The sequence below is a fragment of the Streptomyces sp. NPDC052052 genome (genome assembly GCF_040680455.1).
In the GTDB taxonomy this organism is placed as follows: domain Bacteria; phylum Actinomycetota; class Actinomycetes; order Streptomycetales; family Streptomycetaceae; genus Streptomyces.
The window spans coordinates 1-25,205 of sequence record NZ_JBFAWU010000038.1; the positions used below are offsets into that span (position 1 = coordinate 1).

The following is a 25,205-nucleotide window of genomic DNA, read 5'->3' on the forward strand; positions in this document are numbered from 1 at the left end:
GACGGCGGCGACAGCCTTGAGCTGCTCGACGACCTCTTCCTCGTAGGTGTTCGGGACGAGGATGAGGTCGGGATCGAGATTGGCGATCTTCTCGGCCACTCGGCCGGGAGGCCCGCGGCCTCGTCACCCGGTGGGCCCGGGCCCCGGGCCCGCCCGGCGCACTCGCCGGCCCGCGACCGGTGGCCGCCCGGCCGGGCCCCGCGATCAGTCCTGCTCCACCACCGCGGTGATCAGCACCGCGACCGAAGGGTGCCCCTCCACCGCCTCCGCCACCGCGCCGCGCACCGCACGTGCCACGTCCAGGGCCCGGTGGCCCGCGTCCGTCGCCAGTTCGATCCGCACACGGCCAGGACCCGTGTGCACCGCACTGCCCAGCACCCGGGTCAGCGCCACGACACCCGGAACACCCGCGGCGGCCGTCCCCGCCGCTCCCTGCGGCCTCGCCGGGTGCACGTCGGCCGGTGCGGTGACCTGCCGTTCGGGTGGTTCGTCCAGCAGCTCCGTCACCCGGAGATCCGCCTCCGCGACCACCAGGCCCAGACGGTGCGCGGCCGCCGTCAGCAGCGCCGAGCGCAGTGTCTCCGCCGCGGCGGGCAGCGGCTGGTCGGACATGGCCGACATGGTCGCCTCGATCCGCAGCGGCCCCGGCGGAAGAGCGCTCGGCGGCGGCTCCACCACCGCCTCCGGTGCCCTGTCCGGATCGGCCACGGAGATCCTGAGGTCCCCGAGCACCGGCCCGGGACCGGGCCCGCCCGTCGCGTCGCGCAGCACCCCGGCCGCGGCGCGCTCGGAGATCCAGGCCCCGTCCGCCGGACCACCCAGGGGGAGGAGCCGGCCGAGGCCGAGCCGCTGCCGAACCGCTGCCGTCCATCCCTCGGCCCTGTCCGGGCCGTCAGCCGTCGTCATCTCCCCAGCCTGCCGCATCCACGGCGCGAGACGGGGCAAGCGCACTTAATGTGGGCAAGGAGGTCCCAACCTGCCCCGAAGGGAAGTGCGGCGATGACCGAAACCCCACAGCGGAACCGTCCCGAGCACCCCGACAAGGAATCCGGTGCGCTCACCAGGCGCGGCGGGGGAGACCCCGGCTCCCGTGGCCGTACGACCATCGCCGACGGCGTGGTCGAGAAGATCGCGGGCATGGCGGCCCGTGACGTGGTCGGTGTCCATGCCATGGGCAGCGGCTTCGCCCGTACCTTCGGCGCGGTGCGGGAACGGGTCCCGGGCGGCGGGAAGTCCGTCACCCGGGGAGTCAAGGCAGAGGTCGGTGAATCGCAGACCGCCCTCGACCTGGAGATCGTCGTCGACTACGGAGTGTCGATCTCCGATGTCGCCCGGGACGTACGGGAGAACGTCATCGCGGCGGTCGAGCGGATGACAGGCCTCGAAGTCGTCGAGGTCAACATCGCGGTCAGCGACGTGAAGTTGCCCGACGAGGAGGACGAAGAGCCCGAGCCCCGTCTTCAGTAGTCCTTCGGCGCACGGCAGTTGAGGAGCGCACGATGAACATGGCTGTGGTCGGCATGATCGCCGGCATGGCACTCGGATTCGCCGGTTACTTCGGCGGATTCGGGGCCTTTCTGCTGGTGGCGGCATTGGGAGCGGTCGGCTTCGTCGCCGGTCGCTTCCTGGAGGGCGACCTGGAACCCGGCGACTTCTTCCGGAGCCGCGAACGCGGCGAACGACGGCGGTGACGGCGTTGTCGGGGGTGAGCGGGCGGGTGCCCGCCGGCGAGCGCGGGCAGACCCGGATCGCCGACCGGGTGGTGGCGAAGATCGCCGCGCAGGCGGCGAAGGAGGCGGTCGACGATCCACCGAAGGAAGGCGCATCGCCGCGCGCCACGGTCACGGTGCACCGTGAGACCGCCCGGGTGCGGGTGAGCCTGGAGCTCGGATACCCCTGCGACATCGGGCGCCAGTGCGGCGGGGTGCGTCGGCATGTCGTCGAACGGGTAAAGGCGTTGGCGGGGATGGAGGTCCCCGAGGTGGCCGTACAGGTCGAGCGCCTGCATCCGTCGGGAGCGAGCATCGCGGCACAGGGGAGGATCCGATGACCGAGCCCCACGAACCGGAACACCTCACACAGCGGCTGCCCACGGTCCGGCCGGTCGAGGAGGGCGATGTCCTCGAACTCGACCAGTCCGCCTCGTCCGCCGCCTACGACCCGGTGCACACCCAGCAGGACGGCGACGGCAGGGCGCCCAGGTTCTGGTCCCCGCGCCGCATCCCCGCGGCGCTGCTCGCCCTGGTCACCGCCGCCGGTTCCGGTCTGCTGCTCTACGACATCGCGGCGGTACGGGCCGGTCATCCGGCGATGCGGTGGCGCCGCACACTGGCCGACGAACTCGCCGGCCGGCCGCTGGACGACGTCCTGGTGCGGGTGGGCGCGGCGGTGGCCGTACTGATCGGCCTGTGGCTGCTCGTCCTCGCCGTCACCCCAGGACTCCGCGCCCTGCTGCCGATGCGCCGTGACCGCCCCGGTGTACGGGCCGGACTCGACCGGGCCGCGGCCGCGCTGGTCCTGCGGGACCGGGCCATCGAGGTGTCGGGCGTGCAGTCGGTCCGGGTCCGGATGGGCCGCCGCAGGGCCACGGTGCGCGCGGTCTCGCACTTCCGTGAACTCGACGACGTGCGCGCCGATCTGGACACCGCGCTCGGGGCCGGCATCAAGGAGCTGGGCCTGGCCAGAGCGCCGAGCCTGTCCGTGCAGGTCCGCCGTCCCGTGAAGAAGGGGTGAGCCCGATGCTCAGAACCGTCAACCGGGTCCTGCTCGGTCTGGCCGGACTGGTGCTGATCTGCGTCGGCGGTGCGGCGCTCGCCGCCGGACTCGGCCTCTCCGTGCCGTCCTGGTGGCCCTGGTACGGCAAGGGCGACGTGCTGCTCAGCGAGGCCGCCCGGGAGCGCTGGCGCGGTGAGGGCTGGTGGTGGCCGACGGTGATCGCGGCCCTCGCCGTCGTGGTGGTCCTCGCCCTGTGGTGGCTGCTGGCCCAGCTGCGACGCGCCCGCCTCGCCGAGGTGCTGGTGGACAGCGGCGACGGCGAGGGCGCGCTGCTGCGGGGCCGGGCCCTGGAGGGGGTGCTCGCCGACGAGGCCGGGACCCTGGACGGGGTGGCCCGTGCCCAGGTCCGCCTGACCGGCCGCCGCAGTACGCCGCACGCCCGGATCCGCCTGCGGATGGAGCCGCACGCGGCGCCGGCCGAGACGCTCGGCCGCCTCACCGACCAGGCGCTGGCCCATGCGCGGGATTCGGCGGGGCTGGCCGAGCTGCCGGCCGAGGTGCGGATGAAGGAGGTCAAGCACCGGGCGGAACGGGTGAGTTGACGGATCCTGCCGCAGTCTGTCCGCTTGCCGGACGGGCCCGAGGAGCCGGGCCCGTCCGGCGAGCAGGGGAGTGTCGGCGTGGTTTCAGAATCCGTGCCGGGCGCCGCCGTCGATCGGCAGCATGATGCCCGTCAGATAGGAGGCCGCCGGCGAGAGGAGGAACGCCGTGGTCCGGCCGAACTCCTCCGGCGTGCCGTAGCGCCGCAACGGAATGCTGGCCTCATGGGACGCACGGGCGGCCTCCGCATCGCCGGAGAGCGCATCCAGCTCACGCACCCGGTCCGTGTCGATCCGCGACGGCAGCACACCCACCACGCGAATGCCCCGGGGACCGAGCTCATCGGCCAGCGACTTGGCGAAACCGGCCAGGCCGGGGCGTAGACCGTTGGAGATCGTCAGTCCGGCGATCGGCTCGTGCACGGAGGCGGAGAGCACGAAGCCGATGACCCCGCCCTCGCCGAGCACGGCCGCCGCGGCCCTGGCGAGCCGAACCGCGCCCAGGAACACCGACTCGAAGGCCGACTGCCACTGCTCGTCGGTGTTGTCGGCCAGGAAACCGGGCGCCGGTCCGCCGACGCTGATGAGCACGCCGTCGAGCCGCCCGAACCGCTCGTGCGCGCTGTCCACCAGACGCTGCGCGGAGGCCGGGTCGGCGTTGTCCGCGGCGAGGCCGACGGCGTCCGGTCCCAGCTCGGCCGCGGCGGCCTCCACGCGCTCGGCGTCCCGGCCGGTGATGATCACCCGCGCGCCGTCCTCGGCCAGCGCCCGCGCCGTGGCGTTGCCCAGTCCCCGGCTCGCTCCGGTGACGATGTACACACGGTCCTTCAGTCCAAGATCCATGGGCCCTATCCTGCCGTGCCGCCCTCCAGGGTGTTCTCCCCGGCCAGGGCCATGGCGGTGCCCACCAGCCCGACATGGCTGAACGCCTGCGGGAAGTTGCCGAGCTGCCGGTGGTGGGTGGTGTCGTACTCCTCGGCGAGCAGCCCCACATCGTTGCGCAGGGCCAGAAGCTGTTCGAAGAGCTCTCCGGCCTCCTCGGCGCGCCCGGTCAGGAGCAGGGCGTCGGCCAGCCAGAACGAGCACGCCAGAAAGGCCCCCTCGCTGCCGGGCAGTCCGTCGATGGAGCCGCCGTCCGTGCTGTAGCGGCGGACCAGGCAGCCGCTGCCCAGCTCGGCCCGGATTGCGTCGACCGTTCCGATCATCCGGGGATCGTCCGGCGGCAGGAAGCCGGTCCGCGCGATCAGCAGCGCCGCGGCGTCCAGATTCCGGGAGCCGTAGGACTGCGTGAAGGTGTTCCGTTCCGGGTCGAAGCCCTTCTCGCAGACCTCCCGGTGCACGGCGTCCCGCATCATCCGCCACCGCTCGGCGTCACCGGTCAGCGAGGGGTTCTTCTCCAGGGTGCGGACCACGCGGTCGGCGGCGACCCAGGCCATCACCTTGGAGTGCACGAAGTGGCGGCGCTGGCCGCGGATCTCCCACAACCCCTCGTCCGGTTCGCGCCAGGTGGACTCCAGGAAACCGAGCAGGCTGAGCTGGAGATTCCAGGCGTGCGGCTTGTCGCCCAGACCCGCCTCGCGCGCGAGCCGCAAGGAGTCGAGGACCTCTCCGTACACATCCAGCTGACGCTGGCGTACCGCGGCGTTGCCGATCCGGACCGGCCCGGAGTTCGCGTAGCCGCTCAGCCACGGCAGCTCCGACTCGGGCAGCCTGCGTTCACCCGCCAGCCCGTACATGATCTGCAGGTCGGCCGGGTCCCCGGCGACGGCCCGCAGCAGCCAGTCCCGCCAGGCTGCGGCCTCCTCCACGTAGCCGGCCGAGAGGAGCGCACCGAGGGTCAGGGTGGAGTCCCGCAGCCAGCAGAAGCGGTAGTCCCAGTTCCGTACGCCGCCGATCTCCTCGGGCAGCGAGGTGGTGGGAGCCGCCACGATCCCGCCGGTCGGGCCGAAGGTGAGCGCCTTCAACGTGATCAGCGACCGGATCACCGCCTCCCGGTACGGGCCCCGGTACCTGCACCGCGCGGACCACGCCGCCCAGTCCGACAGGGTGTTCTCCAGGGCCTCGAACGGGTCGACGAGATCGGGCCGGGGCGAGTGCGAGGGGTGCCAGGTCAGGACGAACGCCACCTGTTCGCCCGCGGAGACGGTGAACGACGAACGGGTGGACAACTGCTGGCCCCATGTCTTGACCGGAGGCTCGCTGCGCAGCCAGGCCGAGTCCGGCCCCGCGACCGCCACCCGGTGCCCCTCCGAGCGGCGCACCCAGGGCACGATCGATCCGAAGTCGAAACGCAGCCGGATCACGGAACTCATCTCGACGGTGCCGCTGATGCCCTCGATGATCCGCATGACATCGGGTTCCTGATCCCGCTGCGGCATGAAGTCGATGACCTTCACCGTGCCGGTACGGGTCTCCCAGAACGTCTCCAGGACGAGGGAGTCACCCGCATAGCCGCGCCGGGTGCAGACGTCGGCTCCCCTCGGGGCGATCCGCCAGTGTCCGTTGTTCTCGTCGCCCAGCAGCGCGGCGAAACAGGCACCCGAGTCGAAGCGCGGCAGGCAGAGCCAGTCGACAGAACCGTTCCTGCCGACCAGGGCGGCCGTCTGCAGATCGCCGATGAGGGCGTAGTCCTCGATGCGTGGGGTCACGTTCTGGCGTGTTCCCGGACCCGGGCCTCGTTAAGCAGCCCTTGTCCCACGAGAGGCGGGAGGTGCCGGTCCCCGTCAGGCCCTCGCGGGTTCCGGCTGCCCGGGCTCCTTCGGACCGGAGGCGTCCTCCCCGCCGGAGCCTTCGGCCGCGGCGTTCAGCCGGTCGCGCTTCTCCCTGCGGGCGAGGACCACGTAGCCGACCGGGACACCGGCGGCGAACAGCCACCACTGCACGGCGTATGCCATGTGCGGGCCGATCGAGCCGGCGTCGGGTCCCGCGATCAGCTCCGGGGAGTCGCCGGCCGGCTCGGGCGCGGTCTGTTCGATGTAGCCGCCGAGCACCGGCCGGGAGAGCCTCTTGGCCTCCTGGGCGCTGTTGATCAGCATCACCTGGCGGTCCGGCAGGCCCGAGATGTCCTTGATGCCGCTGGCACTCGTCGTCTCGTCGCCCTTGAGCCGTCCGGTGACGGTCACTTCGCCGCGGGGCGCGGCCGGCACGTCGGGGAAGTCGCGCTGACTGGCCGCGGCGGGCACCCAGCCGCGGTTGACCAGGACCGTGCCGCCGCCCTTGAGGTCGAGCGGGGTCAGTACATGGACGCCGATGCGGTCGTCGGTGGAGGTCCTGCGGCGTACGACCACCTCGTGCGCGGTGTCGTAGGTACCCGTGGCAGTCACCGTGCGCCAGTAGTCCGACTGCGGGACCACGTGGCCCGGGGAGGTGAGCGAGGCCACCGGGACCGGTTTCGCCTCGAGGTTGCGGGAGATCAGGGCGTTCTGCGCGACCTTGTGCTCATGCCTGTGCAACTGCCAGAAACCCAGCTCGACCATCGTGGGGATCAGTACGAGGCAGATGAGGGCGAGGATCAGCCACTGCCGGGTCCATAGGAAGCGGTACACCCCACGACGGTACAACTGCGTCATGGGGCGCACCGCAGAGGGGTGGGAGGGGGAGGAGCGGCGGCCGGTGGTCAGACTTTGTCGATGATGCCCACCTTCCCCTCCGCGCGGGCGCAGTGACCGCCGCAGAACCAGTGCCCGTCGACCTCGACTCCCTGGCCGATGATCTGGACCCGGCAGTGCTCACAGATGGGCGCCATGCGGTGAATGGCGCAGGAGAAGCAGTCGAAGACGTGCACCGCGCCCTGCGCGTGCACCTCGAAGGACATGCCGTAGTCGTTTCCGCAAACCTCACAACGTGCCATGCGCCACAGGGTGGGACGCGGGAGCGGCGGTGGGCGAGCGGCGGGCGGGCGAGTCGCCCCGGTTCACTCCGATGACGGTGTGGCCCCCCGCGGCGCGGCCGGTGCCACATCGCGCAGCAGATGGGTGAACGCGCTCTCGTCCAGGATCGGTGTGCCGAACGACTTCGCCTTCACCGTCTTCGACGTCACCGAGTCCGGGTCGTTGGTCACGAGCAGGCTGGTCAGCCGGGACACGCTGGTCGCCACATGCAGCCCGGCCTCCACCGCCCGGTCCTCCAGCAGCTCACGGTCGACGGAGGTGTCACCGGAGAACGCCACCCGCATGCCCTGCATGAGGGGTTTGTCGTTCTCGTACCGGCCGGGGTTCGGATACGGGCACGCCGGACGCTTGCGTGAGGGACGCCAGCTGGGCCGGCCGTACGACGGCTGGTGGCCGATCCTCGGTGCGACCGGCGAGTCCGACCACTCCGTCAGCGGACGGCACTCCAGCAACGGCAGTCGCACCCCGCCCCGCGCCGCCGCGTGCAGGCTCGGCCGGAACGCCTCGGCCAGCACCCGGGCGTCGTCCAGGGCATGGTGGGCGCGCTGCTGCACGACTCCGAAGTGCGCGGCCAGCGACTCCAGCTTGTGGTTGGGCAGCGGCAGCCGCAGCTCCTTGGAGAGCGCGATCGTGCAGAGCCGCTGCTCGACGGGGGCGGTGATCGAGGCCCGGGCGTACTCCCGCGCCAGCATCGACCAGTCGAAGGCCGCGTTGTGGGCGACCAGGACGCGGTTCGCGAGCCGTTCGGAGAGCTGGGCGGCGACCTCCGGGAAGAGCGGGGCGTCTTCGAGGACCTCGCTGGTCAGCCCGTGGATCCAGACGGGGCCGGGATCGCGCTGCGGGTTGACGAGGGTGTACCAGTGGTCCTCGACGTTGCCCTGTGCGTCCAGGCGGTAGACGGCAGCCGACACTATCCGGTCGTCCCGTGCGAGTCCGGTGGTCTCCACGTCGACGACCGCGTACCCCTGGGGGTAGGCGGTCGGCCACGGTGCTGCGGTCTGGCGGTCGTCGAGCATGGTCACAGAGAATACGGGCCGCCGCCGACAGTCTCCTACTCGGTCGTCCCCCGCCCCCGCGGGCCGGCCGTGCGGTGCGATGCCCGGGGTGGGGGGACGGTCAGCAGTCCCTCCACCAGGGCTCGTACGGACTGCGTGAACAGCCGCTCCGGGTCGGCGGGCCCGGCCAGCGCGCGGGACAGTGCCGGGTCGTCGTCCGTGGTGGACGCGGACCACAGATCGCCCTCGCCGGGGGACTGCACGGGGGACCGTTCCCGGTTGCGTTCCACGAGCAGGAAGCCGACGGTCTGGAACTGCACCGCCCGCACCGCGGCGGCCGCCCGTGCCCCACGCAGTCCCGCGGCGTGCACCTCGTGGACGAGGGCCTGTTGCGCGGGCAGGAACATCCGCTCGGTGAGCCCCCGCTCATGGACCATCGCGATCAGATGCGGCCGGGCCCGCAGCTCGCGGCGCAGACCGCGGGCGACGGAGACGATCCGGGCCGCCGGGGTCGGGCCGGCCGGGCGGATGGCGCCCATCTCCCGCACGGTCCGCTCGACGAGCGCGTCCAGCAGCGACTCGCGATTGCCGACATGCCAGTAGATCGACGTGACCGCGGTGCCCAGTTCCGTGGCGAGGGCGCGCATGGTGAGGGCCTGCGGACCGTGCCGCTTCACCAGGACGGAGGCCGCGTCCAGGACCTCCTCGCGGGTCAGTGAAGGTCGCGCCACCGTGCTCCCCGGTTCCCGAACTCCGTTGCGTGCACGCCTATTTACCCTTCATCGGCATCGGTGTAACTGTGTTACAGGATCGCAGACCCGGCGACCCGGCAGTACGGAGAAGACGAGGAAACGGACGATCGAGAAGGGCGGTACGGCATGGCACGGGTACGGTACGGCGCGCGCACCGAGGCCGAGATCGCGGCGGCCCGCGCGGCCCGCTCCACACTTCCCGAGATCTGGTCCACCGGTGTGGTGGCCCTGTGGGAGAGCGACCCCGACGCGGTGGCGGCTGTCCTCCCACCGCCCCTCGAACCCGCTCGGCGCCCCCTGGTCCGGGCCAACATCAGCACGGTCCAACTCTCCGGCCACCCGCTCGGGGCGGGCTCCGTCTCCGTCGCCGCCGTCCACGACGGCCATGAGGGCTGGTATCCGCTCGTCATGCCGATGACCCAGGAACGGGCGCTGATCGGCGGCCGTGAGGTGTTCGGCGAACCGAAGAAGCTCGGCGAGGTGACCGTGGAACGCGACGGCCTCGTGGTCCGGGCCGCGCTCGCCCGGCACGGCATCGCGTTCGTCGAGGTGCGCGGCGCGGTCGACGGACCGCTCCCGCTGCCCGGACCGGTGACGAAGACCGACTTCTACTTCAAGTTCCTCCCCTCCGTGGACGGCGAGGGCTTCGACTCCGGCCCGGTCCTGGTCCACTGCACCCGCCACGAGAAGGTCCGCCGACTGGAGCGGATCTCCGGCGACGTGGTGCTGCGTGAGTCGGTGTACGACCCGGTCGCCGACCTCCCCGTGCGACGGCTGGTCGACCTCACCATCGGCGAGAAGACCAGCGACCAGCGGGGCAGGGTCGTGGCGCGGGTGAGCGCCGAGGCCCTGCTGCCCTACGTCCACCAGCGCTACGACGACCCGCAGCAGATCCACGACGGCCTGCCGGAAGGGAGCGTCCGATGAGGCTGGAGGAGGGGCAGGTCGCCGTCGTCACCGGCGCCGCGAGCGGCATCGGACGCGCGATGGCGCGCAGGTTCGCGACCGAGGGACTGAAGGTCGTCCTCGCCGACGTGGAGGAGGCCGCGCTCGGCAAGGCGGCCGAGGAGCTGCGGGAGGAGGGCGCGCAGGTGCTGGCCCGGGTCGTGGACGTCGGCGAGCGGGACTCCGTGCAGGACCTGGCCGAAGCGGCGTACCAGGCCTTCGGTGCCGTCCACGTCCTCTGCAACAACGCCGGTGTCGGCTCCGGGGCGGAGGGCCGGATGTGGGAGCACGAACCGAACGACTGGAAGTGGGCCTTCGCGGTCAATGTGTGGGGTGTCTTCCACGGCATCCAGGCGTTCGTACCCCGCATGATCGCGGGCGGCGGTCCCGGTCATGTCGTCAACACCTCGTCCGGCGACGGCGGGATCGCTCCGCTGCCGACCGCCTCCGTGTACGCGGTCACCAAGTCCGCCGTCGTCACGATGACCGAGTCGCTGTACGCGCATCTGCGGGCCGAGGGCGCACCGGTCGGCGCCTCGGTGCTCTTCCCCGGCCCCCACATGCTCCGCACCGGACTGTGGGAGTCGCACCGCAACCGGCCGGAGCGGTACGCCAAGGAGCGTCCGCGCAGGACCCCGTACCGCAGCCTGGACCAGTGGGAGTCCGCCATGCAGGCGGCGGGCCACGAGGTGGAGTTCACACCCGTGGAGGACGTCGCTCAGGCGGTCGTGGACGGGATCCGCGCCGACCGCTTCTGGATGCTGCCGGACAGCGAGCACAGTGACCGGCAGATCCGTGCCAGGTCGCAGTCGATGCTCGACCGGGCCAACCCGTCGTACCTGGAGAGCTTCATACTCGACTGAGGAGCGGGCAGATGAACGCGCAGACGAACGACCCGTACCTGATCATCTCCTCCGACTGCCACGCCGGGCTGCCCACCGAGGAGTACCGGCCCTATCTCGACCCCCGTTTCCACCGGGACTTCGACGACTTCCTCGCCGGACGCGACCACCGCCGCGAGGAGATGACCCGCCTCGGCATCCGCAACGAGTCCTTCGCCGACCGGTGGTTCCACGACAACGAGGAGGGGCTCAAGGGCGGTTGGGACGCCGCGCGGCGGATCGAGGAACTCGACGGCGACGGGGTGGCGGCCGAGGTCGTCTTCCCCGACGCGGACGCCGTCGACAGCCGGACCGCCGCCCCGTTCGGTGTGGGTCTGGGCCTCTCCGGCGACCAGGACCCGGAACTCGGCATGGCGGGCGCGCAGGCACACAACCGCTGGCTCGCCGACTTCGTCTCCCAGCATCCCGAACGCCACTGCGGCGTCGCCCTGCTGCCCGTCACCGGTGAGGTCGACCGGGTCGTCGCGGAGATCCACCGGGCGAAGGAATCCGGACTCGGCGCGCTCATGATTCCCTCCATGTGGGTCGACAAGGCCCCCTACCACGACCGCCGTTACGACCCCGTGTGGGCGGCGGCGGCCGAGACGGCCATGCCGGTGGTCACGCACTCCGGTGCGGCCCCGCGCCACGAATACGGCGACCATCTGGGGATCTACGTCTCCGAGGTCACCTGGTGGCCCGCCCGGCCGCTCTGGTTCCTGCTCTGGTCGGGGGCGTTCGAACGCCACCCCGGGCTGAGGTTCGGCGTCGCCGAGTCGGGCTGCTGGTGGCTGCCGAACCTGCTGTGGTTCATGGACCGGCTCTACCTGGGCGCGCACGGCGGGAAGAAGCTCTCCCCCTTCGCCGAGCTGAAGCGCCCGCCGCACGAGTACCTCGACCGCCAGATCTTCGTCTGCGCCACCAACACCAAACGCCGCGAGCTCGCCCAGCGGTACGAGATCGGCATCGACAACATCCTCTGGGGCAGCGACTTCCCGCACCCCGAGGGCACCTGGCCGAACACCGCGAAGTGGCTGCGCGACACCTTCCACGACATCCCCGTCACCGAGACCCGCCGCATGCTGGGCCTCGCCGCGGCCGAGGTCTTCGGCTTCGACACGGCGCGGCTCGCCCCGATCGCCGAGCGCATCGGCCCCACCCCCGCCGACCTCGGCCAGAGCGCCGACCAAGCGGCGGTCGAGGCGTCCTGGGCGCGGTCGCGCGAGGTGGGCCGGCACTGGCTGACCGGCCACGACTTCCCGGTCCTGGGGGCGGTGTGATGGACCGTTACACCGTCATCTCCGCCGACTGCCACGCCGGGGCCGACCTCCTCGACTACAGGCCCTACCTGGAGGCGAAGTACCACGACGACTTCGACGCCTGGGCGGCGACGTACGTCAATCCCTTCGAGGATCTCCTCGCCGACAGCGCCGACCGCAACTGGAACTCCGCACGCCGTGTCGCGGAGCTGGAGGCGGACGGCATCGTCGCGGAGGTCGTCTACCCCAACACCATCCCGCCGTTCTTCCCCTCCGCCGCCCTGACGGCGCCCGCCCCCACCCGGGCCGAGTACGAACAGCGCTGGGCCGGCCTGCGCGCCCACAACCGCTGGCTCGCCGACTTCTGCGCGCAGGCGCCCGGCCGGCGTGCGGGCGTCGCGCAGATCCTCCTCAACGACCCGCAGGAGGCCGTGCGCGAGGTCCGCCGCACCAAGGAAGCGGGCCTGACCGGCGGCATCCTGCTCCCCGGCACCCCGCCCGGCTCCGGTGTCCCGGAGCTGTACTCCCAGGTGTACGACCCGCTGTGGGCGGTCTGCGAGGAACTGGACGTACCGGTGAACCACCACGGCGGATCCGCCTCCCCGCCGCTCGGCGACGAACCGGCGGCCCGCGCCGTCTTCATGGTGGAGACGACCTGGTTCTCGCACCGGGCACTGTGGCACCTGATCTTCGGCGGGGTGTTCCGCCGCCACCCCGGACTGAAACTGGTCCTCACCGAGCAGGGCTCCGGCTGGATCCCGGGCGTCGTGGAGATGCTGGACTACTACCACGGACGGCTGGTCGCCGCGGCCGCCCGGGCGGTCACCGCCGAGTCCAGATTCGGTGCCGGGCTCGCCGCCTCGATGGGCGCGAGCCCCAGCGAGGTGTGGCGCGACAACTGCTACGTCGGGGCCAGCTTCATGCGGCCCCACGAGGTGCCGCTGCGCGACCGGATCGGCCTCGACAAGATCATGTGGGGCAGCGACTACCCGCACGACGAAGGCACCACCCCGTACTCGCGCGAGGGTCTGCGGATCGCGTACGCCGGGCTGCCTCCCGACGAGGTCGCGGCGATGGCCGGCGGCAACGCCGCCCGTGTCTACGGGTTCGACCTCGCAGCCCTCGACCGTATCGCCGCCACCGTCGGGCCGACGGTGGAGGAGATCGCCGCACCCCTGAAGGAGGTACCGGCCGGTGCGACCAGTCCGGCCTTCGTGCCGGGCGGGTCGGTACGCGTCTGGTGACGGGGTGGGGTGAGAACATCCCCGGATGACGGATTCCCAGGCACATGACGAGGTACACGGCACGGGGCTCGGCGCACGGCTGAACTGGCTGCGTGCCGCGGTCCTCGGCGCCAACGACGGTGTGGTCTCCACCGCGGGCCTGGTGGTCGGTGTGGCCGGTGCCACCGGCGACCGCGGCACCCTGCTCACGGCGGGGCTGGCCGGACTGCTGGCCGGGTCCATGTCGATGGCGGCGGGGGAGTACGTGTCGGTCTCCACCCAGCGCGATTCGGAGAAGGCTGCGCTGGCCGCGGAGAAGAAGGAGCTGGCGGAGGCTCCAGAGGAGGAACTCGTCGAACTGACCGGCCTGTTGGAGAGCAAGGGGCTGAGCCATGAGGTCGCCCGCGAGGCCGCCGTCCAGCTCACCGAACGCGACGCACTGCGCGCCCACGCGGTGGTCGAACTGGGCATCAACCCGGACGAACTCATGAACCCGTGGCATGCGGCGGGCGCGAGCTTCCTGGCGTTCACCGTCGGCGCCCTGCTGCCGCTGCTGGCGATCGTGCTGCCTCCGGCCTCGCTGAGGCTCCTGGTCACCGTGGTGGCGGTCCTGGCGGCGCTGGCCCTGACCGGCTGGTGGAGCGCCCGCCTCGGCGACGCGGCACCGGGGCGGGCGGTGCTGCGGAACGTGGTCGGGGGAGCGTTGTCGATGGCGGTCACCTACGCGGCGGGGGAGTTGCTGGGGGCGGTGGGGGTCTGACGCCCCGTCCGGGAAGGTCCGCCGCGACGGCGGTGGCCGGCCCGGACGGTCTCCCCGGAGCGGATCAGGTCTGCCGGTCACCGCCGTAGCCGGCCGGGGCATCGCAACGTCCATGACCCGCAGGGAAGTTGATCCCCCGCGCAAGCTCCGGCGCCGGGATCGTGCGACACCCGCCGGCGTCGCATCCGGCATACTTGTTGGTAACAACGTCTGGTCCCGCCCGCACCGCGGCTCTACGGTGCTCGCATGCCGCCGAACCTGCCCGATGCCGTCCCCTCGTCCACACCGGCCTTCGTCCTGCTCACCGTCCTCGAAGCGGCCCGTACGGCCGTTCCCGTTCAGGAGCGCACCGGATGACCACCGCCGTCCCGGACCGGCGGGAACGTCTCGTACGCCCGCTGCTCGTCGCCTTCCTCGTCGCCTCGGCCGTCGACCTCTTCGCCGTCCTCGCCGACGTCCCGCTCGCCCATCTCATCGCCAAACCGCTGCTGATGCCGCTGCTGGCCGCATACGCCGCCACCCGGCGCGGCCCCCGACTGCTGATTGCCGCGCTGCTCTTCGGCTGGGGCGGGGACACCCTGCTCCTCCCCGACACCGATGCTGCCTTCCTCATCGGGATGGCCCTCTTCGCCGCGGGCCACGTCTGCTACCTGCTGCTTTTCGGACGTGCCCGCGCCTCGCTGCCCGCGGGAGCCGCGTACGTCGCCGTCCTGGCCGCCTTCCTCGCCCTGCTCTGGAGCGGGCTCCCCGCGGGCCTGCGGATTCCGATGACCGGCTACAGCCTGCTGCTCACGGCCATGGCATACCGGGCCGGCACGCTCGGGCGGTGTGCGGGTGTCGGCGGGGCGCTCTTCCTGCTCTCCGACGGCCTCATCGCCACCGGCATCGCCGACCGGCCGCAGCCGCCCGCCCCCGGCTTCTGGATCATGCTCACCTACCTCGCCGCGCAGTTCCTGCTGACCCTCGGTGCGCTCGCCCCCGGTGCGGGATGGAACGGCGTCACCCGTGGGGCGTACCGTGAACCGGGTATCAGTATCTGAGATCGGCAAGGACCCCCACGCATGCGCGCCACCGTCATACACGCCCCCCACGACATCCGCGTGCAGGAGGTTCCGGACCCGTCGATCCAGCAGCCCACCGATGTGGTGCTGCGGGTCCTGCGTGCCTGTATCTGCGGCAGCGACCTGTGGGCCTACCGCGGTGAGTCCGTCCGACAGCCCGGCCAGCGCATCGGGCACGAGTTTCTCGGGATCGTCGAGGAAGCGGGTGCGGAGGTGACCGGCTTCACCGTCGGTGACCTCGTCGTCGCCCCCTTCGTCTGGTCCGACGGCACCTGCGCGTACTGCGCGGAGGGCCTGACCACCTCCTGCCCGCAAGGCGGCTTCTGGGGCTCGGTCGGCTCCGACGGCGGTCAGGGCGAGGCCGTGCGCGTCCCGTTCGCCGACGGCACGCTGGTCCGGCTTCCCGCCGCAGCAGCCTCCGACGACCATCTGCTCACCGCCCTGCTCGCCCTGTCCGACGTGCTGGGCACCGGACACCACGCCGCAGTCGGCGCGGGTGTGAAGGCCGGTTCCACGGTCGCGGTCGTCGGTGACGGGGCGGTCGGTCTGTGCGGCGTGATGGCAGCCAGGAGGCTCGGCGCCGAACGGATCGTCACACTCGGCCGCCACCAGGCGCGTACGGACATCGCCCGCGCCTTCGGCGCCACGGACGTCGTCGCCGAGCGTGGCGAGGCGGCCGTCGAAGCCGTACGGGAACTGCTCGGCGGCGAGGGCGCACACGCCGTGATCGAGGCCGTCGGTACCGAGCAGTCGATGCGCACAGCCGTCGGGATCACCCGCGACGGCGGCTCCATCGGCTACGTCGGCGTGCCCCACGGCAGCGGCAACGGCCTGGACCTCGGCGTCATGTTCGACCGGAACATAGCCCTGCGCGGTGGCGTCGCCCCCGTGCGCACGTACATTCCCGAGCTGCTTCCCGACGTGCTCTCCGGCACGATCGACCCGTCGCCCGTCTTCGACCTGACCATCGGTCTCGACGAGGTCCCCGCGGGCTACCGGGCGATGGACGAGCGTACGGCGCTGAAGGTCCTCATCAAGCCGTGACACCAGGACAACGGGCCGGGCGGGAAGTGCTTCCCGCCCGGCCCCGGTTGCGCAGAGGTGCGGAGCCGGCTACTTGACGGCGTTGAGGGCGTTGACGATGCCGTGGCCGTAGTAGCCGTTCACCCGGCCGTCGCCCTTGCAGGTCGTCGCGTCGATCAGCTGGCCCGCCGAGTTGTAGACCTGGGACGGGCAACCCGGGTTGACGGCCTGGGCCTTCAGCAGCTTCTGCAGCTGCGCAGGCGTGGCCTTCGGGTGCGTGCTCTTCAGCAGGGCCGCGACGCCCACGACATGCGGGGTGGCCATCGAGGTGCCCTGCTTGTAGCCGTACTGGCCGTCCAGGACCGTCGAGAGCACACGGCCGTTGGCGTCCGGGGTGGCCGGGATCTGCCACCTGTCGCCGCCGGGGGCGGACACGTCGGCGACGCCCAGACCGAAGCTCGAGTAGTACGACTTGACGTTCTGAGAGCCGGTCGCGGTCACCGTGACGACGCCCGGGAGCTGGGTCGGGATGTCGAAGCACGTGTGCGGGTCCACGGTGCGCGAACCCGGGGTGGTGTCGTTCGGGCTGGACGAGTCGAGGATCTCGTTCGACGCCAGGTCGTAGTTCTCGTTGCCCGCCGCGGCCACATTGAGGACGCCCTTGCGCTCGGCGTACTTCGTGGCCCGGGTGAGGGCGTCGAGCAGGGCCTTCTGGTCCGGGTCGTCCTGGCAGTTGAAGTACCAGGGGTCGACGTAGTAGCTGTTGTTGGTGACATCGATGCCGTGCTCGGCGGCCCAGACGAAGCCGCAGACGACCGCCTCGGTGTAGAAGAGGCTGGTGCCGGGTTCACTGACCTTGATCCCGGCCACCTTGACACCGGGGGCGACACCGGTGATGCCGATGCCGTTGCGGGCGGCGGCGATCGTGCCGGCGACATGCGTGCCGTGGTCACTGCCGTCGGTGTACGGACGCCAGGCGCCCTCGGACGAGTCCGCCACGCCGCCGACGCAGTTGGCCGACTTCTCCCGGGAGAAGTTCGCCTTGAGGTCCTCATGGGTGTCGTCGACGCCTGTGTCGATCACGCCGACGGTGACCGAGGGACTGCCATCGTTGATCTTGCTGGCCTCGTCGGCCTGGATGGCACGGATGTCCCACTGGTTGGGCTCCAGCGGCTCCTGGCCCGGGCCCGCGTCCGCGGTGGCCTGTGCGGCCTCCTCGGCGGTCAGCAGCTGGGTGCCGCCCTCCTCGGTCGTGGCGACGGACTGGAGCGGGGCGGTGCGTGTGGCACCGGCCGACTCGACGCCCGGGGCCTTGCGAATGGTCTTCGCGAAGTCGGGGTTCGAGGAGTGGACGACGATCACGCCTATCCGGTCGTACGACGTCACGATCGTCCCGCCGGCCTGGGCTATCGCTCGGCGCACCGCACCCGTGCTGTGTACGGGGGTGGTGTTGACGACGTACGACAGCTTCGGGCCGTCCGTCGAGACGACTGCCGTGGGCAGTTGGTCCGACGGGGCGGCGAATGCGGCACTTGTCGGCAGGAAGCCGAGTGAAGCCGTGAGTGCCAATCCGACGGGCAGCGTCAACACGCGAGTCCGTCTGGATCCCAGCTGAGCCATGAGGTCTCCACATCATCTGTGCCGGTCGACCGGGCACATTGTGTGCTCGATCGCGTACATGACGTGTGAAGTTATCGCTGATCAGCCCATTTCTTCAATGAATTGACGTCATTCCGTTCGAAGGGAGTGCGTACGCCGAGCAGTTTCCCTGGGGTGAGCGGCCGACACCGAGTCCGACGAACAGCCGACCTCGAGCCCGGGGAGAGGCGTAGCCGGGCGGCTTCACGAACAGCCCAACCGGCAGCAGCTCCACACGCGTACGACATCCGCCGCGTCGGCATGCATGAGGCCGGGCACGTCCGGGGAACGGACCATGCCGGGGATGGGCGCGAGATTTTCACCATGGACACCAACTCGTTCAGGTGCTCGACGAGATCAAGGGTGCTCGGCAAGGGAGACGCCCTCGGCCGGCGGAGCATCAACAGGGAGGGATATTCGTGAGCTGGATCAGGCGGACTTCAGGCGTGCTGCTGGCGGCAACCATCACGGTGTCGGCAGCCGCGTGTTCGGCCACCGGCAGTACCGACGGGGAGGCGTCCTGCGTCCTCCGGTTCACCTGCCAAAACCGTACCTATCGGGACGTTGCGAACGTGGACTTCACGGTCGGGCAGAAGCTCGGAACGGTGACCAGCCCACCGTGCAACGACACCGGTGTCCAGGACCAGGGAGAGGAATCTCCGGAGAGTGCGAACGCCTACCGGGTGGAGGGTGTGGCCCCCGAAGCGGCCATCGCGGTCGGGACCACACCTGACGATGCGGTGTTCGTGGTCTCGTACGCCGGCGACGAACTGCCGCCCGAGGTGCGGAAGCTGATCGACGGATGACGACCCGGTGCGCAGGGCGCCGCTCAGCGAACGGTGATGGCGACCTGCGCACCGCCGGTCCGACGGATTGAGGATGGTTCATCCTGGTTTTGAGGGTGCGCGGTTGATGTGAGTCGGCGACTACTCACGCGAGTAGGGAGCCTGATCGGTTCGGTGAGCGCGAACAACAGCAGGTCGGTGGCCTTGTGCGTGCCGGAGCGCACCTTCTCGGTGCGGCAGCGGGTGAGGATCAGGGGGCCGTCCAACAGGACGAGGCCCCGTCGCCCCGGGCGATTTTCTTCGGCCGGTTCGAGAAGTGCGATTCCGAGGTGAACCGCTTCGCGGCGCTCTCCGTGCCGTTGTCAGGGGGAGGAGCGTCAATACCCCCGGCACAGTGGTTTCCCGGGGAAACCTCTGTGCCCACCACCACCGCACCCGCGTCGCGAGGAGAATCCGTGGCTACCGATGCACCGCCGCCCGAGGCCCTGACGGAGGCCAGCCCTGCCCAGCCCACGACCGAGGCGTTCATCGCGACGCAGCAGAGCGAGGAGTTCGGCGAACTGCGCCGCGCCCACCGCTCGTTCGCCTTTCCGCTGACCGTCGCCTTCGTCGTCTGGTACCTGCTGTACGTGTTGCTGTCCAACTACGCGGGCGGCTTCATGGGCGCCAAGGTGTACAGCAACATCAACGTGGCCTTCGTGTTCGGCCTCGCCCAGTTCGTCACCACCTTCCTCATCGCCTGGCTCTACTCGCGCCACGCCGCCGCGAAGCTCGACCCGAGGGCCGAGGCCATCAAGTCCCGTATGGAGGCCGACGCATGAGCGCCGTGTACCACTCGCACCCCGCCCTCCAGTTGGCCGCGTCCTCGACCACGGAGCACCGACCGCTGATCATCACGCTCTTCGCCGTGTTCGTCGCCGCGACCCTGGGCATCACCGTCTGGGCAGGGCGGCAGACCCGGAGCGCCTCCGACTTCTACGCCGGCGGACGGCAGTTCACCGCCTTCCAGAACGGACTGGCGGTCTCCGGCGACTACATGTCCGCGGCCTCGTTCCTCGGAATCGCGGGGGCCATCGCCCTCTTCGGCTACGACGGTTTCCTCTACTCCATCGGCTTCCTCGTCGCCTGGCTGGTGGCCCTCCTCCTGGTCGCCGAACCGCTGCGCAACTCGGGCCGCTACACGATGGGTGACGTCCTCGCCTACCGGATGCGGCAGCGCCCGGTCCGTACCGCCTCCGGCGTCTCCACCATCGTCGTCTCGATCTTCTACCTGCTCGCGCAGATGGCGGGCGCGGGCGTCCTGGTCTCCCTGCTCCTGGGCATCACCAGCGACGCGGGCAAGATCCTCATCGTGGCGCTGGTCGGCGTGCTGATGATCGTGTACGTCACCATCGGCGGCATGAAGGGCACCACCTGGGTCCAGATGGTCAAGGCCGTCCTGCTGATCGCCGGCGCCCTCCTGATGACCTTCCTGGTGCTGCTGAAGTTCGACTTCAACGTCTCCGACCTGCTGGGCACGGCCGCGGCGAAGAGCGGCCACGGCGCGGCGTTCCTGGAGCCCGGCCTCAAGTACGGCGCCACCGGCACCTCGAAGCTGGACTTCCTCTCGCTCGGCATCGCCCTGGTCCTCGGCACCGCCGGCCTGCCGCACATTTTGATCCGCTTCTACACGGTGCCGACCGCCAAGGCCGCGCGTAAGTCGGTCAACTGGGCCATCGGCATCATCGGTGCCTTCTACCTGATGACGATCGCGCTCGGCTTCGGCGCCGCGGCCCTGATCGGCCCGGACGAGATCAAGGCCAAGAACCCGGCCGGCAACGCGGCCGCGCCGCAGCTCGCCGAGTACCTCGGCGGAGTCGGCTCCACCGGTGGGGCCGTGCTGCTCGCGGTGATCTCGGCCGTCGCCTTCGCCACCATCCTCGCCGTCGTCGCAGGACTCACTCTCGCCTCCTCGTCCTCCTTCGCGCACGACATCTACGCCAACGTCATCCGCAAGGGGAAGGCCACCGAGAAGGAGGAGATGCGCGCCGCCCGCTGGGCCACCGTCCTCATCGGCGCGGTCGCGATCGTCCTGGGCGCCTTCGCCCGCGACATGAACGTCGCCGGACTCGTGGCGCTCGCCTTCGCCGTCGCCGCCTCCGCCAACCTGCCGACGATCCTCTACAGCCTCTTCTGGAAGCGGTTCACCACCCAGGGAGCGCTCTGGTCGATCTACGGCGGCCTGGCCAGCTCGGTGATCCTGGTGCTGTTCTCGCCAGTCGTCTCCGGCAACGCGAAGACTTCCATGTTCAAGGGCGTCGACTTCGCCTGGTTCCCGCTGGAGAACCCGGGTCTGATCTCCATCCCGCTGGGCTTCCTGCTCGGCTGGATCGGTTCCCTCCTCTCGAAGGAGGAGCCGGACCAGGGCAAGTACGCCGAGCTGGAGGTCAAGTCGCTCACGGGTGTCGGGGCGCACTGAGCCATGCCCGGGTTCTCCGGGCCGTCCGCTCCACGCCCCACCTCGGATCCGTGGCCGCGTCGCAGGCCCTGCGACGCGGCCACGCCGTTCCCCGACGCACACGAGCTCCTCCGTGATGTCACAGGTCTCGCGTACGCTCCAAGGAGCCAGCCGGTGGCGCGGAACTTTTGCAGCCAGCCGGAAAGCCATGGGGGAAGGGGGCCCACGTGCTCATCGACACCTACGACCGGGTCGCCACCGACCTCCGGGTCTCACTGACCGACCGGTGCAATCTGCGGTGCACGTACTGCATGCCGGAAGAAGGCCTGCAATGGCTGGCCAAGCCCGATCTGCTCACCGACGACGAGATCGTCCGGCTGGTCCGCATAGCCGTCACCCGGCTCGGCATCACCGAGGTCCGCTTCACCGGCGGCGAGCCGCTGCTGCGCCCCGGGCTCGTCTCCATCGTCGAGCGATGCGCGTCCCTCGACCCGCGCCCCCGGATGTCGCTCACGACCAACGGCATCGGGCTGAAGCGGACGGCGTCCGCGCTCAGAGCCGCCGGCCTGGACCGGGTCAATGTCTCGCTGGACACCTTGCGCCCCGATGTCTTCAAGGCGCTCACCCGCCGCGACCGTCACCATGACGTCCTGGCCGGCCTCGAAGCCGCCCGCGACGCCGGCCTCGCCCCGGTCAAGGTCAACAGCGTCCTGATGCCGGGACTCAACGACGACGAGGCCCCCGATCTGCTCGCCTGGGCCGTCGGACACGGCTACGAGCTCCGCTTCATCGAACAGATGCCGCTCGACGCCCAGCACGGCTGGAAGCGCGATGGCATGATCACGGCAGGCGACATACTCCAGTCGCTGCGCACCCGCTTCACCCTCACCGAGGAGGGCGACGACGAGCGCGGCTCCGCCCCCGCCGAGCGCTGGCTCGTCGACGGCGGTCCCCACCGCGTCGGCGTCATCGCCTCCGTCACCCGGCCCTTCTGCCGGGCCTGCGACCGGACCAGGCTCACCGCCGACGGCCAGGTGCGCACCTGCCTGTTCGCCCGCGAGGAGACCGATCTGCGCGCCGCCCTGCGTTCGGACGCGCCGGACGAGGAGATCGCCAGGATCTGGACGCTCGCGATGTGGGGGAAGAAGGCCGGATCCGGTCTGGACAATCCGTCCTTCCTCCAGCCCGACCGGCCGATGTCGGCGATCGGAGGTTAGGGCCTTTCGATCGGATCACGCCAGGGCACGCGAGTCCGGCATGATCCGGACGGGAGCCCCAAGGACTGCCCCGTCCCCGGGACATCGGCATCCGTGTGCGGCCCGCTCCGTACCTCAGTGGTCGTCCGCCGCCGGTCCGCGCGACTCCCACTGCGCCAGTGTCACGACCTCCTTGAGGAAGCCCCGGACATCCAGGAACGACGAGAGATGCTCCCGGTGTTCCTCGCAGGCCAGCCAGGTCTTGCGGCGGTCCGGTGTGTGCAGCTTCGGGTTGTTCCAGGCGAGCACCCACATGGCGTCGGCCCGGCAGCCCTTGGCGGAACAGATGGGGGTGGCAGCAGCGTTCTGGGCCGCGGAATCAGGGGAGTTCACGGACTCAACTCTAGAGGCGGCCGCCCGCCGCACCCCCGCCGGAGAAAAAACGACGCCGGGCAGCCACGGGGGGGAGCTGCCCGGCGTCGGTCTGTCGCTCCGACGGGGGATGCGGAGCGCAGGGGAAGTATGTCACGCAGACCGGGGTGCGGTGCACCGTAACTTCATGATTGGTGGGAGGTTTCTTGCGCCCGGGGGTGCATTCCGGCCTCACCTGTGGTCATGCCGACCCGGTCACACAGGATCCTCGGCCCTTCGGGCCTCGTCGGCCTCCGGAGCGGACTCTGCCGGACCGGCCACGGGTGCCCCTTCGACAGCCGTGCGCATCGGTGCCGCGACGAAGGTCGAAGGGAGCGAAGGAGTGTTCTCCCGGCCTGCGTTGGCGATGACCACCGCCACATACGGCAGCAGCGCACCGAGCACCAGCGCCACGACCGAGACATACCGTTCGACGTTCCACAGCGCGGCGGCCAGGATCACCGAAACCGTGCGCACGGACATCGAGATCACATAGCGCCGCTGCCTGCCGCGCACATCGTCCGCGAGTCCCTGCCGGGCTCCCGTGATCCGGAAGACCTCGGTACTGCTTCGCTTCCGCAACACGTCTCCACCACCCTTCCCCCAGCACCTCCGGGCCGAGGGGACCGCATTCCGCGCCGGACACCCACCGGACCGGACTCTGCCCACGGTACGCCGGGCGCGTGGCGGCCTCGAGACCGGGGCGCGCCGTATGCATGCGTATCGGCAGTCGTACCGCACGGACGGACGCACTCGACATGCGGTGTACGCCCAGTGGGCTGAGACTGGGCAGACGTGCTTGACATGGTGTCATGCGAGGAGGCGACATGGGTTGGTTGTGGGCAATCATCGTGGGTCTGGTGCTCGGGGTGATCGCGAGGGCGATTTTGCCCGGGAAGCAGAGCATCCCGCTCTGGCTGACGGTGATCTTCGGCATCCTCGGCAGCATCCTCGGCAATACCGCCGCCACCTGGATCGGTGTCCATGACACCAAGGGCATCGACTGGATCCGCCACCTGTTCCAGCTGATCGGCGCGGTGATCATCGTCGGTCTCGGCGACATGCTGTGGGTGTCGCTCCGCGGGAACAAGCAGAGAGCCTGACCCGGGCCTCACGACGCACTGCGGCCGGGTACGCGTCTCGCGTACCCGGCCGCAGTGTGCTGTGTGCGATCAGCCGGTGACCTCGACGGCGGCGAGGTTCTTCTTGCCCCGGCGCAGCACCAGCCAGCGCCCGTGCAGCAGCTCCTCGCGGGCCGGCGCGCTCTCGCCGTCCGTGACCTTGACGTTGTTCACGTAGGCGCCGCCCTCCTTCACCGTGCGGCGGGCGCCCGACTTGCTCGGTGCCAGACCGACCTCCACCAGGAGATCCACCAGCGGGCCGAGCTCAGTGACCCGCGCATGCGGGACCTCGGACAGTGCGGCGCTCAGCGTCGCCTCGTCCAGCTCACCCAGTTCACCCTGGCCGAAGAGCGCCTTCGACGCGGCGACGACCGCGGCGCACTGGTCGGCGCCGTGCACCAGCGTCGTCAGCTCCTCGGCCAGCGCGCGCTGTGCCGTGCGGGCCTGCGGACGCTCCTCGGTGACCTTCTCCAGTTCCGCCAGCTCCGCGGGGCTCTGGAAGCTGAGGATACGCATGTAGCGAGAAATGTCCCGGTCGTCCACGTTCAGCCAGAACTGGTAGAACGCGTACGGCGTCGTCATCGTCGGGTCGAGCCAGACGGCCCCGCCCTCGGACTTGCCGAACTTGGTCCCGTCCGCCTTCGTCATCAGCGGGGTCGCCAGCGCGTGCACCTCGGCGCCCGGCTCCAGACGGTGGATCAGGTCGAGGCCCGCGGTGAGGTTGCCCCACTGGTCGCTGCCGCCCTGCTGGAGCGTGCAGCCGTAGCGCCGGTACAGCTCCAGGAAGTCCATGCTCTGGAGCAACTGGTAACTGAACTCGGTGTAGCTGATGCCCTCGTCGGACTCCAGCCGTCGGGCGATGGAGTCCTTGGTCAGCATCTTGTTGACGCGGAAGTGCTTGCCGATGTCCCGGAGGAACTCGATCGCGGACATGCCCGCGGTCCAGTCCAGGTTGTTGACCATGACCGCCGCGTTCTCGCCCTCGAAGGACAGGAACGGCTCGATCTGGGCGCGCAGCCGCGACACCCAGTGGGCGACCGTCTCCGGGTCGTTCAGCGTGCGCTCGGCGGTCGGCCTCGGGTCGCCGATCTGACCGGTGGCACCGCCCACCAGGGCGAGCGGCCGCAGACCGGCCTGCTGGAGCCGACGCATGGTGAGCACCTGCACCAGATGGCCGACGTGCAGACTCGCCGCGGTGGGGTCGTAGCCGCAATAGAACGTGACGGGTCCGTCCGCGAGAGCCTTGCGCAGTGCGTCCTCATCGGTGGACTGGGCGAACAGCCCGCGCCACTTCAGCTCGTCGACGATGTCCGTCACGGTTCCGTGTCTCCTCAGCTACGTGTAATGGAAGGGCACCAGCCAGTTTAGGGCCTTTCGTTTGGGTCAGGCCGGGCTCGCGTGCCCTGGTGCTGCACCTCGCCGCGTTGTCGTCGGTCGCCGACGCTCCGCGTCAGCTCCCTCCTCCGCCTTGCGATGTACAGCACCAGACCCCGCTCCCTCACCCGGCCTGACCC

28 protein-coding genes are annotated in these 25,205 nt (G+C 70.6%); 17 read left to right on the forward strand and 11 right to left on the reverse strand.

Features of this window, described 5'->3' with window-relative positions; all coding sequences use genetic code 11:
* Window positions 1-204: 204 nt before the first annotated feature.
* Complete coding sequence (locus AB0L71_RS31210; RefSeq protein WP_365249572.1) at window positions 205-906, reverse strand: hypothetical protein; 702 nt, start codon at window positions 904-906, stop codon at window positions 205-207.
* Window positions 907-999: 93 nt separating this feature from the next.
* On the opposite strand from AB0L71_RS31210, the gene AB0L71_RS31215 reads away from it, so the two are divergent.
* Genes AB0L71_RS31215 through amaP form a run of 5 tightly spaced genes read left to right on the forward strand, consistent with a single transcriptional unit; the run spans window position 1,000 to window position 3,317 of the window.
* Window positions 1,000-1,467, forward strand: a complete 468-nt coding sequence (locus AB0L71_RS31215) for an Asp23/Gls24 family envelope stress response protein (RefSeq protein WP_365249575.1) — start codon at window positions 1,000-1,002, stop codon at window positions 1,465-1,467.
* Window positions 1,468-1,499: 32 nt separating this feature from the next.
* Window positions 1,500-1,691 carry a hypothetical protein gene (locus AB0L71_RS31220; protein ID WP_365249578.1) on the forward strand — a complete coding sequence of 64 codons (192 nt, stop codon included), beginning with the start codon at window positions 1,500-1,502 and terminating at the stop codon, window positions 1,689-1,691.
* A 5-nt stretch (window positions 1,692-1,696) separates the two neighbouring features.
* Window positions 1,697-2,050, forward strand: coding sequence for a hypothetical protein (locus tag AB0L71_RS31225; RefSeq protein ID WP_365249714.1), 354 nt, complete (start codon window positions 1,697-1,699; stop codon window positions 2,048-2,050).
* Window positions 2,047-2,733 (forward strand): DUF6286 domain-containing protein, encoded by a 687-nt coding sequence (locus tag AB0L71_RS31230; protein ID WP_365249580.1) that lies wholly within the window; start codon window positions 2,047-2,049, stop codon window positions 2,731-2,733. The genes AB0L71_RS31225 and AB0L71_RS31230 overlap by 4 nt, the downstream gene beginning before the upstream one ends.
* Window positions 2,734-2,738: 5 nt before the next feature.
* Entirely contained in the window at window positions 2,739-3,317 is a 579-nt protein-coding gene (amaP, locus tag AB0L71_RS31235; RefSeq protein ID WP_365249582.1) for an alkaline shock response membrane anchor protein AmaP, read from the forward strand.
* Between the two features lie 84 nt (window positions 3,318-3,401).
* On the opposite strand, the gene AB0L71_RS31240 is transcribed toward amaP, so the two are convergent.
* From AB0L71_RS31240 to AB0L71_RS31265, 6 genes are all read right to left on the reverse strand, one after another.
* Window positions 3,402-4,157, reverse strand: coding sequence for an SDR family oxidoreductase (locus AB0L71_RS31240; protein WP_365249585.1), 756 nt, complete (start codon window positions 4,155-4,157; stop codon window positions 3,402-3,404).
* A gap of 5 nt (window positions 4,158-4,162) precedes the next feature.
* Window positions 4,163-5,962 carry a glycoside hydrolase family 15 protein gene (locus AB0L71_RS31245; protein WP_365249588.1) on the reverse strand — a complete coding sequence of 600 codons (1,800 nt, stop codon included), beginning with the start codon at window positions 5,960-5,962 and terminating at the stop codon, window positions 4,163-4,165.
* A gap of 75 nt (window positions 5,963-6,037) precedes the next feature.
* A complete protein-coding gene (locus AB0L71_RS31250) occupies window positions 6,038-6,859 on the reverse strand; it encodes an SURF1 family protein (protein ID WP_365249716.1) in 822 nt (273 codons plus the stop codon).
* A gap of 71 nt (window positions 6,860-6,930) precedes the next feature.
* Complete coding sequence (locus tag AB0L71_RS31255) at window positions 6,931-7,164, reverse strand: hypothetical protein (protein WP_072482991.1); 234 nt, start codon at window positions 7,162-7,164, stop codon at window positions 6,931-6,933.
* Between the two features lie 63 nt (window positions 7,165-7,227).
* On the reverse strand, window positions 7,228-8,226 hold the full coding sequence (locus tag AB0L71_RS31260) for a DEDDh family exonuclease (protein WP_365249591.1): 999 nt from the start codon (window positions 8,224-8,226) through the stop codon (window positions 7,228-7,230).
* A 29-nt stretch (window positions 8,227-8,255) separates the two neighbouring features.
* Window positions 8,256-8,930, reverse strand: a complete 675-nt coding sequence (locus tag AB0L71_RS31265; RefSeq protein WP_365249594.1) for a TetR family transcriptional regulator — start codon at window positions 8,928-8,930, stop codon at window positions 8,256-8,258.
* A gap of 147 nt (window positions 8,931-9,077) precedes the next feature.
* On the opposite strand from AB0L71_RS31265, the gene AB0L71_RS31270 reads away from it, so the two are divergent.
* The 7 genes from AB0L71_RS31270 (at window position 9,078) to AB0L71_RS31300 (ending at window position 16,124) form a co-directional block, all read left to right on the forward strand.
* Window positions 9,078-9,878, forward strand: a complete 801-nt coding sequence (locus AB0L71_RS31270; protein WP_365249597.1) for an acetoacetate decarboxylase family protein — start codon at window positions 9,078-9,080, stop codon at window positions 9,876-9,878.
* Complete coding sequence (locus AB0L71_RS31275; RefSeq protein ID WP_365249600.1) at window positions 9,875-10,759, forward strand: SDR family NAD(P)-dependent oxidoreductase; 885 nt, start codon at window positions 9,875-9,877, stop codon at window positions 10,757-10,759. The genes AB0L71_RS31270 and AB0L71_RS31275 overlap by 4 nt, the downstream gene beginning before the upstream one ends.
* Before the next feature lie 11 nt (window positions 10,760-10,770).
* Window positions 10,771-12,057 (forward strand): amidohydrolase family protein, encoded by a 1,287-nt coding sequence (locus AB0L71_RS31280; RefSeq protein WP_365249603.1) that lies wholly within the window; start codon window positions 10,771-10,773, stop codon window positions 12,055-12,057.
* Complete coding sequence (locus AB0L71_RS31285; RefSeq protein ID WP_365249606.1) at window positions 12,057-13,280, forward strand: amidohydrolase family protein; 1,224 nt, start codon at window positions 12,057-12,059, stop codon at window positions 13,278-13,280. The genes AB0L71_RS31280 and AB0L71_RS31285 overlap by 1 nt, the downstream gene beginning before the upstream one ends.
* A gap of 25 nt (window positions 13,281-13,305) precedes the next feature.
* On the forward strand, window positions 13,306-14,019 hold the full coding sequence (locus AB0L71_RS31290) for a VIT family protein (protein WP_365249609.1): 714 nt from the start codon (window positions 13,306-13,308) through the stop codon (window positions 14,017-14,019).
* Window positions 14,020-14,372: 353 nt separating this feature from the next.
* Window positions 14,373-15,059, forward strand: a complete 687-nt coding sequence (locus AB0L71_RS31295) for a lysoplasmalogenase (protein WP_365249612.1) — start codon at window positions 14,373-14,375, stop codon at window positions 15,057-15,059.
* Between the two features lie 21 nt (window positions 15,060-15,080).
* Window positions 15,081-16,124 carry a zinc-dependent alcohol dehydrogenase family protein gene (locus AB0L71_RS31300; protein ID WP_365249615.1) on the forward strand — a complete coding sequence of 348 codons (1,044 nt, stop codon included), beginning with the start codon at window positions 15,081-15,083 and terminating at the stop codon, window positions 16,122-16,124.
* A 69-nt stretch (window positions 16,125-16,193) separates the two neighbouring features.
* On the opposite strand, the gene AB0L71_RS31305 is transcribed toward AB0L71_RS31300, so the two are convergent.
* Entirely contained in the window at window positions 16,194-17,723 is a 1,530-nt protein-coding gene (locus AB0L71_RS31305; protein ID WP_365249618.1) for a S8 family serine peptidase, read from the reverse strand.
* A 437-nt stretch (window positions 17,724-18,160) separates the two neighbouring features.
* On the opposite strand from AB0L71_RS31305, the gene AB0L71_RS31310 reads away from it, so the two are divergent.
* The 4 genes from AB0L71_RS31310 (at window position 18,161) to moaA (ending at window position 22,180) form a co-directional block, all read left to right on the forward strand.
* Entirely contained in the window at window positions 18,161-18,547 is a 387-nt protein-coding gene (locus AB0L71_RS31310; RefSeq protein ID WP_365249621.1) for a DUF6281 family protein, read from the forward strand.
* Window positions 18,548-18,981: 434 nt separating this feature from the next.
* Complete coding sequence (locus tag AB0L71_RS31315) at window positions 18,982-19,347, forward strand: DUF485 domain-containing protein (protein ID WP_365249624.1); 366 nt, start codon at window positions 18,982-18,984, stop codon at window positions 19,345-19,347.
* Window positions 19,344-20,984, forward strand: coding sequence for a cation acetate symporter (locus AB0L71_RS31320; protein ID WP_365249627.1), 1,641 nt, complete (start codon window positions 19,344-19,346; stop codon window positions 20,982-20,984). The genes AB0L71_RS31315 and AB0L71_RS31320 overlap by 4 nt, the downstream gene beginning before the upstream one ends.
* Window positions 20,985-21,190: 206 nt before the next feature.
* A complete protein-coding gene (gene moaA / locus AB0L71_RS31325; protein ID WP_365249630.1) occupies window positions 21,191-22,180 on the forward strand; it encodes a GTP 3',8-cyclase MoaA in 990 nt (329 codons plus the stop codon).
* Window positions 22,181-22,294: 114 nt separating this feature from the next.
* Here moaA and AB0L71_RS31330 read toward each other — a convergent pair whose 3' ends face one another.
* Window positions 22,295-22,552, reverse strand: coding sequence for a hypothetical protein (locus tag AB0L71_RS31330; RefSeq protein ID WP_365249633.1), 258 nt, complete (start codon window positions 22,550-22,552; stop codon window positions 22,295-22,297).
* A gap of 234 nt (window positions 22,553-22,786) precedes the next feature.
* Entirely contained in the window at window positions 22,787-23,155 is a 369-nt protein-coding gene (locus tag AB0L71_RS31335; protein ID WP_365249636.1) for a DUF3099 domain-containing protein, read from the reverse strand.
* A 242-nt stretch (window positions 23,156-23,397) separates the two neighbouring features.
* On the opposite strand from AB0L71_RS31335, the gene AB0L71_RS31340 reads away from it, so the two are divergent.
* Window positions 23,398-23,673 carry a GlsB/YeaQ/YmgE family stress response membrane protein gene (locus AB0L71_RS31340; RefSeq protein WP_365249639.1) on the forward strand — a complete coding sequence of 92 codons (276 nt, stop codon included), beginning with the start codon at window positions 23,398-23,400 and terminating at the stop codon, window positions 23,671-23,673.
* Window positions 23,674-23,742: 69 nt separating this feature from the next.
* Here the strand turns inward: AB0L71_RS31340 and tyrS are convergent, their stop codons facing one another.
* Entirely contained in the window at window positions 23,743-25,008 is a 1,266-nt protein-coding gene (gene tyrS, locus AB0L71_RS31345) for a tyrosine--tRNA ligase (RefSeq protein ID WP_365249642.1), read from the reverse strand.
* Between the last annotated feature and the right edge of the window lie 197 nt (window positions 25,009-25,205).

Excerpts from the sequence above, each read along its gene's own strand:
- AB0L71_RS31210 (WP_365249572.1), bottom strand. The coding sequence starts at position 906 with ATGACGACGGCTGACGGCCCGGACAGGGCCGAGGGATGGACGGCAGCG.
- AB0L71_RS31215 (WP_365249575.1), top strand. The coding sequence starts at position 1,000 with ATGACCGAAACCCCACAGCGGAACCGTCCCGAGCACCCCGACAAGGAA.
- AB0L71_RS31220 (WP_365249578.1), top strand. The coding sequence starts at position 1,500 with ATGAACATGGCTGTGGTCGGCATGATCGCCGGCATGGCACTCGGATTC.
- AB0L71_RS31230 (WP_365249580.1), top strand. The coding sequence starts at position 2,047 with ATGACCGAGCCCCACGAACCGGAACACCTCACACAGCGGCTGCCCACG.
- amaP (WP_365249582.1), top strand. The coding sequence starts at position 2,739 with ATGCTCAGAACCGTCAACCGGGTCCTGCTCGGTCTGGCCGGACTGGTG.
- AB0L71_RS31240 (WP_365249585.1), bottom strand. The coding sequence starts at position 4,157 with ATGGATCTTGGACTGAAGGACCGTGTGTACATCGTCACCGGAGCGAGC.
- AB0L71_RS31255 (WP_072482991.1), bottom strand. The coding sequence starts at position 7,164 with ATGGCACGTTGTGAGGTTTGCGGAAACGACTACGGCATGTCCTTCGAG.
- AB0L71_RS31270 (WP_365249597.1), top strand. The coding sequence starts at position 9,078 with ATGGCACGGGTACGGTACGGCGCGCGCACCGAGGCCGAGATCGCGGCG.
- AB0L71_RS31275 (WP_365249600.1), top strand. The coding sequence starts at position 9,875 with ATGAGGCTGGAGGAGGGGCAGGTCGCCGTCGTCACCGGCGCCGCGAGC.
- AB0L71_RS31280 (WP_365249603.1), top strand. The coding sequence starts at position 10,771 with ATGAACGCGCAGACGAACGACCCGTACCTGATCATCTCCTCCGACTGC.
- AB0L71_RS31285 (WP_365249606.1), top strand. The coding sequence starts at position 12,057 with ATGGACCGTTACACCGTCATCTCCGCCGACTGCCACGCCGGGGCCGAC.
- AB0L71_RS31290 (WP_365249609.1), top strand. The coding sequence starts at position 13,306 with ATGACGGATTCCCAGGCACATGACGAGGTACACGGCACGGGGCTCGGC.
- AB0L71_RS31295 (WP_365249612.1), top strand. The coding sequence starts at position 14,373 with ATGACCACCGCCGTCCCGGACCGGCGGGAACGTCTCGTACGCCCGCTG.
- AB0L71_RS31300 (WP_365249615.1), top strand. The coding sequence starts at position 15,081 with ATGCGCGCCACCGTCATACACGCCCCCCACGACATCCGCGTGCAGGAG.
- AB0L71_RS31305 (WP_365249618.1), bottom strand. The coding sequence starts at position 17,723 with ATGGCTCAGCTGGGATCCAGACGGACTCGCGTGTTGACGCTGCCCGTC.
- AB0L71_RS31320 (WP_365249627.1), top strand. The coding sequence starts at position 19,344 with ATGAGCGCCGTGTACCACTCGCACCCCGCCCTCCAGTTGGCCGCGTCC.
- AB0L71_RS31340 (WP_365249639.1), top strand. The coding sequence starts at position 23,398 with ATGGGTTGGTTGTGGGCAATCATCGTGGGTCTGGTGCTCGGGGTGATC.